We start from the raw sequence: 13581 nt of genomic DNA on the forward strand, positions 1-13581 counted from the left end.
ATGCTGGAATTATATCGCCATTCGCTTCGGCTCCATGCCGATCCTTCGCGAGTGGTGGTTCGACCCTTTCATATCTCCTGGCAATCGAACGGTTCCGGACCCAGTCGCAGCGAGCGGCTGGTGCAGGAAGTGCTCGACATGTCGCCCGGGCAGGCGCGCGCGCAGCTCGATACCGTGCTGAAGGATTTCGAAGCGCGCCACTGGCAAACGCGCCGCGTATTCATGACCCGCTATGAAGAGATCGAGGCGCAGCTCGGGCTCGACGGCGGCAATATCAGCGACGAGAAACGACAGCTGATCGGCGCCTATTTCTGCCACGAATACAGCTATGCCGCCGCTGCGCTGATGAACCCCAGCGCGGTCCCGCATCACGATCAGACCGGCATGCCCCGGGGCTCGCTGCGCGTCATCATGTCGCTGCGCGCGGTCGGCGAAGGGCATATTTCCTCGATCGCGTTTCGCGAAGGGATCATTACCGAACGCTGCGAAATGAAGCTGGCGCCCGAGCCGCCCTTTGCAACCGCGACCGACACGCATGGCGACGAGAATGACGTGCCGCAGGGGCCGATTACGGTGCACCGGCACCGCGATTCGACGCTGTCGGGCACCGTGATCTTCCCGATCACCGCCGCGCAATCCAATGGTCTGGAGGATCTGCGGCTATGCGATTTCCGGCATGATGACGGCAGCCAGGAATGGATCGGCACCTACACCGCCTATAACGGGTCGGTGATCCAGTCCGAAATGATGCGGACGACCGACTGGCGCGCGTTCGACATGGTGCCGATGACCGGAAGCGCCGCGCGGAACAAGGGCATGGCGCTGTTCCCGCGAAAGGTGGGTGGCCGTTACATGATGATCGGTCGCCAGGATGGTGAGAATATCTTCCTGATCGACAGCGACCGGCTCACCCATTGGGACGAAGGCCGGTTGCTGATCACGCCCGTCTATCCCTGGGAACTGGTGCAGATGGGCAATTGCGGCCCGCCGATCGAACTGGACGAGGGCTGGCTGCTGCTCACCCATGGCGTCGGCGCGATGCGCAAATATTCGATCGGCGCGGTGCTGCTCGACAAGGAAGATCCGTCGAAAGTGATCGGCCGGACGCGCGAGCCGATCCTGGCCGCCGCCGATCAGGACCGCGAAGGCTATGTCCCCAATGTCGTCTATACCTGCGGCGCGATCCGCCACGGCGACATGATCTTCATTCCCTATGGCGTCGCCGACAGCTCGGTCGCCTTCGCCTTTGTGCCGATTGCCTCGCTGCTCGAACAAATGAATTGAGGCCGCCGGGCGCTGATGCGTCCGACGGCCCCGAATGCCCGTTGGTCCCGAAAGCCGGTTGGCCCCGGATCCCTTTCGCGAAGTGCGATCAGCCGCCGACCTCAAGCGGGACGAAGCGGCCGACACGACCGCGCTGGATATAGACGACCACCGTGCCATTGCCCGACTGTTTGGCGCGCGCCGCAACGCTCGCCAGGTCGTCGGCCGATTTGACCGGCTGCCGATTCGCGCTCGAAATCACGTCCCCGCGCTGAATGCCCTTCTGTCCGGCATCGCTCGACGGATCGACGCGCAGCACGACCACGCCTTCGGTGTCGGGATCGATGCCGACGCTGCGCGCAATTTGCGGCGTCAGCGGCCGTACCAGCACGCCCAGCGAGGCGGCAGCCGCTTCGGGGCTCTGCGCCTCGGGGGCGGGCGATTCCGCATTGGGATCGAATCCGGCCAGTTCCTCATCGCTCGGCCGGTTGCCGAGCGTCACCTGCACCGTCTTGCGGTCGCCGTCGCGAATCAGCTCGACCGGCACGCGCGTGCCCGGCGAGATATTGGCCACCAGATAGCTGAGCGTCTGATCGGGAGTGACGTCCTTGCCGTTCACCTTGACGATCAGGTCGCCGGCCTTCAGCCCGGCCTTCGCCGCCGCCTGACCCGGCTCGACTCGCGCGATCAGCGTTCCCTTGCCCTTCGGCACGCCGAGCGCATCGGCCAGATCGTCGGTCAGATCCTGCATCTGCACGCCCAGATAGCCGCGCTGGATCGTGCCGCCCGAAATCAGCGTATCGATCACCGGCTTGGCTTCTTCGGCCGGAATGGCGAAGCCGATGCCGACATTGCCGCCCGTGGGCGAATAGATTTGCGAATTGATGCCGATCACATTGCCGTTGAGATCGAACATCGGGCCGCCCGAATTGCCGCGATTGATCGAGGCATCGGTCTGAATGAACCGGTCATAGGCGCCACCGCTGCCCGTCACACGGTGTACCGCGGAAATGATGCCGGCGGTAACCGTGCCGCCCAGACCGAACGGATTGCCGATCGCGACGACCCAGTCGCCGACCCGCGCCGCCGTCGAATCGCCGAAGCGGACGAAGGGAAGGCCTTCGCCCTTGATCTTGAGCACCGCCAGATCCGACTGAGCATCGCGGCCGACCAGATCGGCCTTGAATTCGCGCCCGTCGGCAAGCGTCACGGTGATCGCCTCGACCACCGCACTGGCATTGCCCGGCGCGACCACGTGATTGTTGGTCACGACATAGCCGTCATCGGAAATGATGAAGCCCGAACCGAGCGATTCGGCTTCCTGCGTGCGCGATCCGTTACCGCCGCGATTGCCGAAGAAATCGCCGAAGGGCGTGCCCGCGAACGGATTGTTGGGCACCTGTACGCGTTGCGTCGTCGAGATATTCACGACTGCCGGCTGAAGCTTTTCCACCATCTCGGCAAAGCTCATCGGCGCATTGGGGCGCGGCGCCTGCGCCTGAATCGCGCCGGGCTCATTCTGCGCCGTCTGCGCACCCGCCGGCTGATGAACCGTCATCGTGGCGGCCGCGCCGCCAAGCAGGAGAGCAGTCGTCAGTGCATATGCGTAGCGCACGGTTTCGTCCTTTTCGTCAGGTAACCAGCCCCCGGACGGAGGTTTTGCTCCCCGGATCCTGAACGCTGATTGAATATGAACAGATCGACAGTTTCGGTGTTCCCCCGATTATCTGCGCCCCCTGAACTCCCTCAGATATTCATTGTCCGGCGACAGGATGATCGACGGACGGCTGCCGTCGTCGCGATTGGTCGTGCCCTGTCCGGCAAAGGAATAGCGATAGGATTGCATGGCCCGGTAGAAGCCATAGAATTCCGGATCCTTGCCGAATGCGGCGGCATAGATTTTCGCGGCCTCGGCATCGGCATTGGCGCGAATGATCTGCGCGTCACGCTGGCCCTGTGCGGCGATCGTCACCGCTTCCTGGTTCCGCGCGGTACGCATCCGCTTGAACGCCGAATCGCGCGGCGATCCCGCGGGCAGGTCGGCATGCTTGATCCGCACGTCGACGATCTGGACCCCATATTGGCTGGCCTGCCGCTGCAACGCGCTCTGGATATTGTCCATCACCTGCCCGCGCTCGGGGCTCAGCAGCGCAGCGAACTCGCGCTTGCCCAGTTCGTTGCGCAACGCCGAGCCGAGCAGCGGCTGCAGCTTTTGCGCCACGCCCTGTTCGGTACGCGCCGTCACCACCATGCGTAGCGGATCGACGATCCGGTACCGTGCATAGGCATCGACTTCGAGGCGCAGCTGATCGGTCGACAGCACCGACTGGCCATCCAGCGTCACGCCCTGGACGCGCTTGTCCACCCACACGATGCGATCGAGGAACGGCACGCGGAAGTGAAGCCCCGCGCCGGTATTCTGGCCAAACGCTTCATTGGCGCGCCAGGCATTGATCGTCGCGACGGGTTTTTCGAAGCGCAGCACCACCGCCTGTTTGGTTTCGGGCACGATCGCGACCGAACTCATCAGTGCGATCAGCGCGAAAAGCACCACGACGCCGATCACCATCGGATTGCGGAGACCGGACATCACTTGCCTCCCCCCTGCTGGCCAGCCTGGGGCTGGGCCTGGGCCGGAGTCTGCTCGCCCGCTGCCGCGCGGCGGCGCAGTTCGGGAAGCGGCAGATAGGGGGTCACGCCCGGCGCTTCGACCACTGTCGTATCGGCATGTTCGAGCACGCGCTCCATCGTCTCATAATACATGCGGCGGCGCGTCACTTCGGGCGCGAGCCGATATTGTTCGTACAGCTTGTCGAACTCGGCGGCGTTGCCCTGAGCCTGTGCGACGATCTGCCCGGCATAGGCGCGGGCATTGTCGAGATCGGTCTGCACTTGCTGCTGCGCGGCGGTCACGGCCTTGAACGCGTCTTCGACTTCCGACGGCGGAGCGGCGTTCTTGATCGCCACACCGCGCACCTGAACGCCCGAATTATATTCGTCGAGAATATCCTGCATCATCTGCTGCACGCGCACTTCGATCACGTCGCGCCCGGCACCGAGCGTTTCGTCGAGCGTCGACGTGGCGACCACCGCGCGCATCGCGCTTTCGGCGACCGATCGCACCGTGTCCTCGGGATCTTCGATCTGAAAGATATAGGCTTCCGGATTGGCGATGTTCCAGCTCACCTGATAGGTCAGATCGACGATGTTCTGGTCGCCGGTGATCATCAGGTTGGTCTCTTCGCCCTTCGGGAAATTCTCCACCTGAATCTCGTCGACATTGACGATCGCGACCGACGCGAACGGTGCCGGCCAGGTGGGATAGATGCCCGGGCCGAGCACCCCGCCAAAGCGCCCGAGATAGGTGATGACGCCCCGCTGCTCGGGGCCGATCGTGTGAAAGCTGGTCAGCGCCACCCAGGCGAGGAGCAGACCGCCGATGATCAGCGCCCATATGCCCTTGCCACCGGGAAGCGTCGGCATGCCGCCCGACGGGCCGCCCGGACCGCCGCTGCCGCCACCGCGCCGCGCGCGTTTCAGCAATTCATCCAGCGTCGTGCTGCCGCCGGGACGGGGACGCTTGCCCTCGGGGGGAAAAGCCCAGGGGTTGCGCGGGCCGCCATTGCCCGAATCATTGCTGCCCGAATCGTCGGAGCCGCCCTTGCCGCCACCGCCGCCCCAGGGGCTCTTGGGCCCCTCGCTGTTCAAAATGCCTGCCCATTTACGCAGGCGAGATGCTGTTACCATGCGAGCCTTTATAGGGATGCAGTCGCGGAATTACAGTGGCAGCGGGCGATTTGTTCCCTATCTGGCCGCTATGACCGAACGAGCCACCCTGGAAGCCGCCCTCGCCCCCATATCCGCCGGGCGTGCCACTGCCCGCGTCGTCGACGGACGCGCCAATATCGTACTCGATGTGACGGGCCTGCCCGAATCGGCGCGCGATGCGCTGGAGGCCGACGTCAAAGCGGCGGCACAGGCATTGCCGGGCATTACCGAAGTCCGCGTCCTCCAGACCAGCGAACGCGTGCAGCGCCGCCTGATCGCCGTCGCCAGCGGCAAGGGCGGAGTCGGCAAATCGACTGTCGCCGCCAACCTTGCCATCGCACTGAAGGCCGCAGGGCGCCGGGTCGGCATGGTCGATGCCGATATCTATGGCCCTTCGCAGACCAAATTGTTGCGCAGGGAAGGCGTCAAGGCACAGGCGAAGGACGAAAAGCTGATCCCGCTCGATACGCCGCACGGCATTCCGCTGTTGTCGATGGGCGCGCTGGTGCCGGAGGGACAGGCGATCGCGTGGCGCGGTCCCATGGCGGGCGGCGCATTGGGCCAGCTGGTCGATGCGCATTGGGGCAATACCGATACACTGATCCTCGACCTCCCCCCGGGCACGGGCGACGTGCAGCTGACGATGGTGCAGAAGCACAAACCCGCCGGCGCCGTGATCGTATCGACGCCGCAGGATCTGGCGCTGATCGACGCCACTCGCGCGATCGACCTGTTCAACAAGGTCAATATTCCGATCATCGGGCTGATTGAAAACATGGCCGGCTATGCCTGCCCGCATTGCGGCGAAATCTCCGATCCGTTCGGGAGGGGCGGCGCGGAAGCGGCTGCGGAGAAGCTGGGAATCCCCTTTCTGGGCCGAATCCCGCTCGACATCGCGATCCGCACAGCGTCCGACGCCGGGAACGCAGCCGATGCCTCTGCGTTCGCTGAAATAGCGGGCAAGGTCGATCAATGGCTCGCGCAATAAGGAGCAAGCCATGCCGCTCACTCGCGACGAAGATATTGCCGCCCTGCTGAAGGAATCCCGTACGATCGCGATGATCGGCGCGTCCGACAATCCCGCGCGCGCATCCTATGGCGTGATGGAATATCTGCAGAAACAGGGATATCGCGTCATCCCGATCAATCCGACGATAACCGGCGAACATATCCATGGCGAGTTCGTGTTTCGCGAGCTTTCGCAGGTCGGCGAACCGATCGACATCGTCGATATCTTTCGCAATTCGCAAGCCGCCGGCGAGGCTGTCGATCAGGCAATCGAAGCAGGCGCCAAGGCGGTGTGGATGCAGCTGGGCGTGATCAACGCCGAAGCGGCAGCCCGCGCCGAAGCGGCAGGCCTCAAGGTCGTGATGGACCGGTGCCCCAAGATCGAGATTCCCCGGCTGGGCGTCGAACCGGTCGCATAAGCGCGACGACCGAAACCCGTTCGGGCTGCGCCAGTCGAAGTGCGAACGACGGTACTTAACGGCTATGCAGCCGCCCGAGTTCAGCCAGCAGCACAGCGATGTCGCGCGCGTCGTGATACAGGCCCAGCCCGATCCGCAGCACATCGCCGCGCACATCGGTAATCACATCCTGCGCCGCCAGCGCCTCCTGCCACCTGGCGGCATGCGGCGTGCGGAACGCCAGGAAACGCGCCTGCGGCCCTTCGCCCGGCGGATTGCGCAATTCGGCCTCGCCCAGTGCCGTATCGCCGATCCCGTCGAGCAATTGCGCGCGCAAGGTCGCGACATGCGCCGACACGGTGGCGGTGGTGATCCCTTCGTTCGCAAGCATGTCGCGCACCGCAACGAAGCGATAGAGCCCCGACGGGTCGAACGTCGCGCCCATATATCGCCGCGCATCGGGCGCATACCCCACGTGCCCCGGCGGCAGCGAAAGATCGTCGAATTCGGCATACCAGCCAGTGATTTCCGGCCTTGGCCCGAAACCCGGCGGGGCGTGCAAAATGCCAACCCCTTCCCCCGCCATCGCATATTTATACCCGCCGGCGAGATAGAAGGCGCTGGTGGCCAGCGGCGCGAAATTGGTCTCGACCGCCATGAAGCCATGATAGCCGTCGATCACCAGCCATGGCCCGTCGGGCCGCGACAGCGCGGCGAGCCGATCGAGCCCCTGCGTCACATGACCGGTGCCGAACATCACCTGGCTGATGAAGATCAGGTCATGGTCGCCCGACAGCGCGCGCTCGACGAACATCGCCTCGAACCCCTCGCGCACCGGGACGGTTTCGAGCACGACACGCCCTGCCTCTACCCAGCGCGCGACCTGGCGACGAAAGCTGTGAAACTCGCCATCGGTCGTCAGGATGTGCACCGGCGCCTTGCCGCGCGCCGACAGAATGCGGATCAGAAAATCATGCGTGTTGCCGGCGAAAACGACACTGGCCGGATCGGGCAAACCGATCTCGCGCGCGACATGCTCCTGCGCGGCGGGCCATAGTTCCTCCATCACCCGCGCCCATTTGCGATCGGCCAGCCGCGCCGCATCCTGCCACGCGGCAACCTGACCCACATAGCTGGCATCGGGCCAGAGATGATGGCTGTGCGCGGCGAAGTGCAGCCGGTCGGGCGCGGCGGCAAGGCTGCGCTGGAAAAGATGCTTGTAGCTGGCGCTCACAGCTGCGTCCGCAGCGTCCAGAGTTCGGGAAAGGCGCGTTTCGACAGTGTCGACTGCAGATAGGGCACGCCCGCCGTTCCGCCCGTCCCGCGCTTGCCGCCGATGATGCGGCTGACGGTCAGCACATGTTTGTGGCGCCAGGTCGCGAGCGCGTCGTCGATATCGACCAGCTTTTCGGCAAGCTGATAAAGGTCCCAATATTTGTCGGTGTCGCGATAGACCTGCGCCCACGCATCCTCGACTTCCGCCGACGGTTGATAGGGCGTGGCCCAGTCGCGGTTCAGCACGGCGTCGGACAATGCGAAACCGGCACGGGCAAGCGCCGCATTGGCGTCGTCCCACAGGCTGGGCATGCCCGCAAATTCCAGCGTCAGCGGGCCCGGCTCGCCGCCGCCACGCAGGCCCAGCAGCGTTTCGACCGCGCGAAACTGGTCCGACTGAAACCCCGACGACGTGCCGAGCACACCGCGAAATTCGCTGTAATCGCTCGGCGTCATCGTCGCCAATATCTCCCAGCTCAGCGTCATCACCGACTGGATGCGGCTGACGCGCGCCAGGCTTTTATAGGCTTCGATCAGCCGCCCCTCGCCGACCAGCGTCTTGGCGAGCAGGATCTCCGCGATCGTCTGCTTCAGCCACAATTCCTTGGTCTGGTGAATGACGATGAACAGCAGCTCGTCATGCTTTTCCGAAATCGGATGCTGCGCGGCAAGGAGGTCGTCGAGCGCCAGATAGCGCCCATAGGTCATGTCTTGAATATCGTTGGTCATGCCGGTCGCTTTAGCGCGCGCCGGGCGGACGCAACAGCCCGTGCTGCATCGCCTGGCCCCGGCGCGCTGCCAAGGATCAGTCGCGCAGCAATTCGTTGATGCTGGTCTTGCTGCGCGTCTGTTCGTCGACACGCTTGACGATCACCGCGCAATAGAGGCTGGGCTTTCCATCGCCGCCGCCCATGCTGCCGGGCACGACCACGGCATAGGGCGGCACTTCGCCGCGGAACACTTCGCCGGTCGCGCGATCGACGATCTTGGTCGATGCGCCCAGATAAACGCCCATCGACAGCACGGCGCCTTCGCCGACGCGGACGCCCTCGGCGACTTCCGCGCGCGCCCCAATGAACGCACCGTCGCCGATGATGACGGGGTCGGCCTGCAGCGGCTCGAGCACGCCGCCGATCCCGGCGCCGCCCGACAGATGCACATTCCTGCCGATCTGCGCGCAGCTGCCCACCGTCGCCCAGGTATCGACCATCGTGCCTTCACCGACATAGGCACCGATATTGACGAAGCTCGGCATCAGCACCGCGCCCTTGCCGATATGGCTGCCATGGCGGACGATGCTGCCGGGAACGGCGCGAAATCCCGCCTTGCGGAACGCTTCTTCGCCCCAGCCGTGAAACTTGCTCGGCACCTTGTCGAACCAGTTGGCGCCACCCGGCCCCGGCATCACGACATTGTCGTTGAGGCGAAAGCTGAGCAGCACGGCCTTTTTGAGCCACTGATTGACTTGCCAGCCGCCATCGCCCTTCGGCTCGGCGACGCGCGCCTGACCGCTGTCGAGCAGGTTCAGCGCCTCGGCTACTGCTTCGCGCACAGCACCTTGCGTCGAAGCGCCGATATCGGCCCGGGCTTCCCAGGCGGCGTCGATCGTTGCGGAAAGGTCGTTCACGCTTGTTCCTCCATGATGGCGTGCAGCCACGCCGCGAGATCGGACACAATATGATCGACATAGCTGCGGTCGGTGCAGTTCGGCGGCTGCTCCGATCCGTTGTCGACCCATAGGGTGGTCATCCCGATGTCCTTGGCGGGTTTCAGATTGCGGGCAAGATCCTCTGCGAAAAGCGATTGCGCGGGATCGAGGTCATAGGCATCGCACAGGCCGCGATACGCCACCGGATCGGGCTTTGGCCGATAGGCGCTGGCATGCACGTCGTGGATCGCTTCGAACGCGCCGGTCAGGCCCAGCCGATCGAGCACACGCTCGGCATAGGGCGCATCGGCATTGGTGAAGATCAGCTTGCGCCCGGGCAGTCGCGCGATCGCGCCGACGAGTGATTCGTCGCGGGCCAGTGCATCGAGTTCGATATCATGGACATCGGCATAGAATTCGTGCGGATCGACACCGTGATCGGCCATCAATCCGTTCAGCGTCGTGCCATGATGATGAAAATAATGTTTTTGTACGCGCCGCGCCTCGACCGGGTCGAGGTCAAGCAGGCGTGCAACATAGTCGCCGATCCGCCGATCGACGAGCGCGAACAGCCCCGTGCTCGCCGGATAGAGCGTATTGTCGAGATCGAAGATCCAGTTACGCACATGGGACAAGGAGGCTGGCATCGCGCGCCGTCTAGAACCTGAGGGATGGCGCCGCAACGGGCGAGCGGAAAAAGACGCTCGCGCGAATTTGCTGCTATCAGGGAATTAACCGATCCGCGGCATCACGGATCGATCGGGCACGGGAGATGGCGATGGGTTCGAAGTTGCGCGGACGGCTGTTTCAGTCAGCGGGGCTTGGCGGCGCGATGCTGGTTGCGGCGTGCAGCGGCGGCGGTGGCGGCGGCACCAGTTACACGCCACCACCCCCGCCTTCCCCGCCGACGACGCCAACTCCGCCGGATACGCCGACACCGACGCCCACCCCTACGCCGATCGACTATAACACTGCCGAATATCGCGCGACGGTGGGCGCGGTTTCGATGAACGCGCTCGCCGCCTATCAGGACGGCGCGACCGGCAACGGCATCCGCGTCGGCATCATCGACAGCGGCATCGACTTGCAAAGCGAGGAATTCGGCGATTGTTCGGGCGGAGTCGGTACGGGAAGCTGTCGCATCCTTTCGGTATCGAGCGACACGGCGGGAAACGGCACGCTCGACGATGAAGGGGGGCACGGTACCGCCGTCGCCTTCACGCTGGCGGGGCGCCGCAACGGCGCCGGAACCCATGGCGTCGCGTTCGACACGCAACTGATCGTGTTGCGCGCCGATTCGCCGGGAAGCTGCGCCACCTATGATCCGGCCGACGAAGACAGCGGCTGCAGTTTCGATGATCGCGACATTGCGCGCGGGCTCGACATCGCCCGGAACAACGGTGCGCGCGTCGTCAATATCTCGCTGGGCGGAAGCGCGCCGAGCGCGACCTTGATCCAGGCGATATCGCGCGCAACCGCAGCCGGGGTGATCATTGTGATCTCCGCCGGGAATGACAGCGAAGCCAATCCCGATCCCTTCACCTCGCCTGCGACCAACGCAGCCCAGTCGAACGGACTGATCATCATCGCTGGCTCGGTCGACGCCGGCGATACCATCTCCGATTTCAGCAACCGGGCGGGCACGGGCCAGAATGTCTATCTCGCCGCCGTCGGCGAATCGGTGCGCGCACCCGATGAGACCAACACCCCCTATCTCTGGTCGGGCACGTCCTTTGCCGCGCCGCAGATTGCCGGCGCAGTCGCGCTGCTCGCCCAGGCGTTTCCCAATCTGACCCCCGGCGAGATCGTCCAGCTGCTCTTCACCACGGCGCGCGATGCGGGCGCGACGGGCACCGACGCCATTTATGGCCGCGGCATCCTCGACCTCACCCGCGCATTCCAGCCGGTGGGAACGACATCGGTCGCGGGCACGCGCGCCGTGGCTTCGACCAGCGTCAACGCGACGCTTTCCTCACCAATGGGCGATGCACGACAGGGCACGCTCGGCATGGTGGTGCTCGACGGATTCGACCGTGCCTTTGCGATGGAGTTCGCCGGAACAATCCGTCGCGCCGCTCCGACAAAACGGCTTACCGGCGCGCTGGCGGGACGGCAGCAGGGCTTTTCGCTCGGCTATGGCGACATGGGTATTGCGGTGCGGATCGCGCCCGGCCGCGAAGGCATACGGATCGAACGGCTGGCCATCGGCACCCAGGATGCAGAGCGTGCGCGGCTGATCGCCGCGTCGATCACCGGACGGATGGGAAGCGACCTGCAATATGCGTTCGGCGCGTCGGAAAGCGGCGGCGCGCTGACCGCCCGGCTGGCGGGGCGTGAAGATCCGGCATTCCTGATCGCAAGCGATCCGACGACCGGATCGGGATTCGACAGCGACAGCGGAACCTCCGTCGCGCTGCGCCAGCGTTTCGGCCCCTGGGGCGTCAGCTTCGCCACCGAATATGGCGATGTACTCACACGCTCGATTGCGCAGGAACCCGATCTTGCGCGGCGACGCGACCGAATGGCCTATGACCGGATGACTCTCGCGCTCGACCGCCGGTTCGGCGATCTGCGGCTGGGCGTCACGGGGTCGCGGCTGCGCGAGGCAGACAGCGTGCTGGGCGCCCGGTTCAGCGGCGCGCTCGGTTCGGCAGGCGCGCAAAGCTGGTTCGTCGATCTCGCCGCGCGCTATCAGCTGGGCGATGGCTTCACGGCGGGCGCTTCGTGGCGTCAGGGCTGGACCCAGGCGCGGCTGCGCGGCGGCATTATCGGATCGGGCACGATCCGTACCAACGGCTTTGCCGCCGATATCGGCAAACAGGGGATCTTCGCGCGCTATGACCGGTTCGGCCTGCGCGTTTCGCAGCCCTTGCGAGTCAGCAGCGGCGGGCTGAACCTCACGCTGCCTGCCGGATGGGATTATGCCACCGAAACAGTCAGCGACTGGTCGCGACAACGCGTCAATCTGACGCCACAGGGTCGCGAAATCGATGTCGAAGCAAGCTATTGGACCGGGTTCGGTGGCGGAAACTGGGGCGCCAATCTCTTCTGGCGCCGCGATCCCGGCAATATCGCGGCGATGCCCGATGATGTCGGCGGTGCCATACAGGCAAAGTTTTCCTTCTGACGCAAGGAGTGGCGGAGCCGCGTCGGGCTCCCCATCTCTCCGTCCATGACCGATTATGCGATGCTCGATCTGGTTCCCGTCATTCAGGGCGGGACCGTTGGTAAAGCGCTGACAAGGGCCGCCGAACTCGCCGCCCATGCCGAAGCGACCGGATACAAACGCTATTGGGTTGCCGAACATCACGGCATGGCCGGGATCGCCAGCGCCGCGACGGCGGTGGTGATCGGCCATGTCGGCGCCGCCACGAAGAGCATCCGCATTGGCGCGGGCGGCATCATGCTTCCCAATCATGCCCCGCTGGTGATCGCCGAACAATTCGGCACGCTCGACGCGCTCTATCCCGGTCGCATCGACCTGGGGCTGGGCCGTGCGCCCGGATCGGACCAGCGCGTGGCACAGGCGCTGCGGCGAACGCTGACCAGCGACCCGCAGGCCTTTCCGCGCGATGTCATGGAACTGCAGAGCTATTTCGCCGATGACGGCGAAACCGGGATTCAGGCCGTGCCCGGCGCGGGCGCACGGCCCGGGCTGTGGATATTGGGATCGAGCCTGTTCGGTGCGCAGCTCGCCGCCGTACTGGGGCTCCCCTATGCGTTCGCTTCGCATTTCGCGCCGGGGCAGATGGACGAGGCGATCGAGACCTATCGCCGCAATTTCCGCCCGTCGCAGGTCCTAGAAAAGCCGCATGTGATGCTCGGCTTCAATGTCTTCGCCGCCGACACCGATGAGGAAGCCGCGCTGCTCGCCACGTCGGCGCAGCAGACCTTCGTTGCGATCCGCACTACCGGAAAAGGCATTCCGCTGCCCCCGCCGGTGCCCGGCTATCGCGAATCGCTGGGTCCCCGGGAAAACGCGGTGCTCGATTCGGTGCTTTCCTGCGCCGCGATCGGCAGCCCGGAAAGCGTCTCGCGACAGATCGCCGCCTTTATCGAACGCACGCAGGTCGACGAGATCATGTTCGTCAGCTCGATCTATGATTTCGAGGCCCGCAAGCGCAGCTTCGCGATTGCCGCCGAAGCAATGCGCGCGTTCGAACCGGCCTAGGTCGTGAACCCGTAAACGGCACCGCCGAGGCGCCGGAATGGCGAACATCT

At 64.8% G+C, this 13581-nt stretch carries 12 protein-coding genes; 5 read left to right on the plus strand and 7 right to left on the minus strand.

From position 1 onward, the window contains the following. Entirely contained in the window at positions 1 to 1284 is a 1284-nt protein-coding gene (locus DKB74_RS15710; RefSeq protein ID WP_109809133.1) for a glycoside hydrolase family 130 protein, read from the plus strand. 88 nt (positions 1285 to 1372) lie between these two features. On the opposite strand, the gene DKB74_RS15715 is transcribed toward DKB74_RS15710, so the two are convergent. From DKB74_RS15715 to hflK, 3 genes are all read right to left on the minus strand, one after another. Next, positions 1373 to 2878, minus strand: a complete 1506-nt coding sequence (locus tag DKB74_RS15715; RefSeq protein WP_109809134.1) for a Do family serine endopeptidase — start codon at positions 2876 to 2878, stop codon at positions 1373 to 1375. A 108-nt stretch (positions 2879 to 2986) separates the two neighbouring features. Beyond that, positions 2987 to 3853 (minus strand): protease modulator HflC, encoded by an 867-nt coding sequence (hflC, locus tag DKB74_RS15720; protein ID WP_109809135.1) that lies wholly within the window; start codon positions 3851 to 3853, stop codon positions 2987 to 2989. Next, entirely contained in the window at positions 3853 to 5010 is a 1158-nt protein-coding gene (gene hflK, locus DKB74_RS15725; RefSeq protein ID WP_109809136.1) for a protease modulator HflK, read from the minus strand. Before hflK ends, hflC begins: the two co-directional genes overlap by 1 nt. A 70-nt stretch (positions 5011 to 5080) precedes the next feature. Between hflK and DKB74_RS15730 the strand changes: the two genes are divergently transcribed. Further along, positions 5081 to 6019 carry an Mrp/NBP35 family ATP-binding protein gene (locus DKB74_RS15730; protein ID WP_109809137.1) on the plus strand — a complete coding sequence of 313 codons (939 nt, stop codon included), beginning with the start codon at positions 5081 to 5083 and terminating at the stop codon, positions 6017 to 6019. Between the two features lie 10 nt (positions 6020 to 6029). Further along, positions 6030 to 6458, plus strand: a complete 429-nt coding sequence (locus DKB74_RS15735; RefSeq protein ID WP_109809138.1) for a CoA-binding protein — start codon at positions 6030 to 6032, stop codon at positions 6456 to 6458. A gap of 55 nt (positions 6459 to 6513) precedes the next feature. On the opposite strand, the gene DKB74_RS15740 is transcribed toward DKB74_RS15735, so the two are convergent. The 4 genes from DKB74_RS15740 to DKB74_RS15755 all read right to left on the minus strand — a co-directional run bounded on the left by DKB74_RS15740 (position 6514) and on the right by DKB74_RS15755 (position 10007). Next, positions 6514 to 7671 carry an aminotransferase class V-fold PLP-dependent enzyme gene (locus tag DKB74_RS15740; RefSeq protein ID WP_161956889.1) on the minus strand — a complete coding sequence of 386 codons (1158 nt, stop codon included), beginning with the start codon at positions 7669 to 7671 and terminating at the stop codon, positions 6514 to 6516. Beyond that, positions 7668 to 8441, minus strand: a complete 774-nt coding sequence (locus tag DKB74_RS15745; RefSeq protein ID WP_109809139.1) for a tryptophan 2,3-dioxygenase — start codon at positions 8439 to 8441, stop codon at positions 7668 to 7670. Before DKB74_RS15745 ends, DKB74_RS15740 begins: the two co-directional genes overlap by 4 nt. Positions 8442 to 8517: 76 nt before the next feature. Then, positions 8518 to 9339, minus strand: a complete 822-nt coding sequence (gene dapD / locus DKB74_RS15750; RefSeq protein ID WP_109809140.1) for a 2,3,4,5-tetrahydropyridine-2,6-dicarboxylate N-succinyltransferase — start codon at positions 9337 to 9339, stop codon at positions 8518 to 8520. After that, the gene (locus tag DKB74_RS15755) at positions 9336 to 10007 is read right to left on the minus strand and encodes a pyrimidine 5'-nucleotidase (RefSeq protein ID WP_109809141.1); all 672 of its coding nucleotides are present in this window, start codon (positions 10005 to 10007) and stop codon (positions 9336 to 9338) included. Before DKB74_RS15755 ends, dapD begins: the two co-directional genes overlap by 4 nt. A 131-nt stretch (positions 10008 to 10138) precedes the next feature. On the opposite strand from DKB74_RS15755, the gene DKB74_RS15760 reads away from it, so the two are divergent. Continuing rightward, positions 10139 to 12487, plus strand: a complete 2349-nt coding sequence (locus DKB74_RS15760) for a S8 family peptidase (protein ID WP_239987556.1) — start codon at positions 10139 to 10141, stop codon at positions 12485 to 12487. Positions 12488 to 12532: 45 nt separating this feature from the next. Continuing rightward, positions 12533 to 13531: an LLM class flavin-dependent oxidoreductase gene (locus DKB74_RS15765; RefSeq protein WP_109809142.1), complete on the plus strand. Its 999-nt coding sequence runs from the start codon at positions 12533 to 12535 to the stop codon at positions 13529 to 13531. Positions 13532 to 13581: the final 50 nt, after the last annotated feature.

This window comes from Stakelama portus (assembly GCF_003171655.1).
In the GTDB taxonomy this organism is placed as follows: domain Bacteria; phylum Pseudomonadota; class Alphaproteobacteria; order Sphingomonadales; family Sphingomonadaceae; genus Sphingomonas; species Sphingomonas portus.

Coding starts and splice junctions, on each gene's coding strand:
- hflC (WP_109809135.1), bottom strand. CDS start 3,853: ATGTCCGGTCTCCGCAATCCGATGGTGATCGGCGTCGTGGTGCTTTTC.
- DKB74_RS15760 (WP_239987556.1), top strand. CDS start 10,139: ATGGGTTCGAAGTTGCGCGGACGGCTGTTTCAGTCAGCGGGGCTTGGC.
- DKB74_RS15730 (WP_109809137.1), top strand. CDS start 5,081: ATGACCGAACGAGCCACCCTGGAAGCCGCCCTCGCCCCCATATCCGCC.
- DKB74_RS15745 (WP_109809139.1), bottom strand. CDS start 8,441: ATGACCAACGATATTCAAGACATGACCTATGGGCGCTATCTGGCGCTC.
- hflK (WP_109809136.1), bottom strand. CDS start 5,010: ATGGTAACAGCATCTCGCCTGCGTAAATGGGCAGGCATTTTGAACAGC.
- DKB74_RS15755 (WP_109809141.1), bottom strand. CDS start 10,007: ATGCCAGCCTCCTTGTCCCATGTGCGTAACTGGATCTTCGATCTCGAC.
- DKB74_RS15765 (WP_109809142.1), top strand. CDS start 12,533: ATGACCGATTATGCGATGCTCGATCTGGTTCCCGTCATTCAGGGCGGG.
- DKB74_RS15710 (WP_109809133.1), top strand. CDS start 1: ATGCTGGAATTATATCGCCATTCGCTTCGGCTCCATGCCGATCCTTCG.
- DKB74_RS15735 (WP_109809138.1), top strand. CDS start 6,030: ATGCCGCTCACTCGCGACGAAGATATTGCCGCCCTGCTGAAGGAATCC.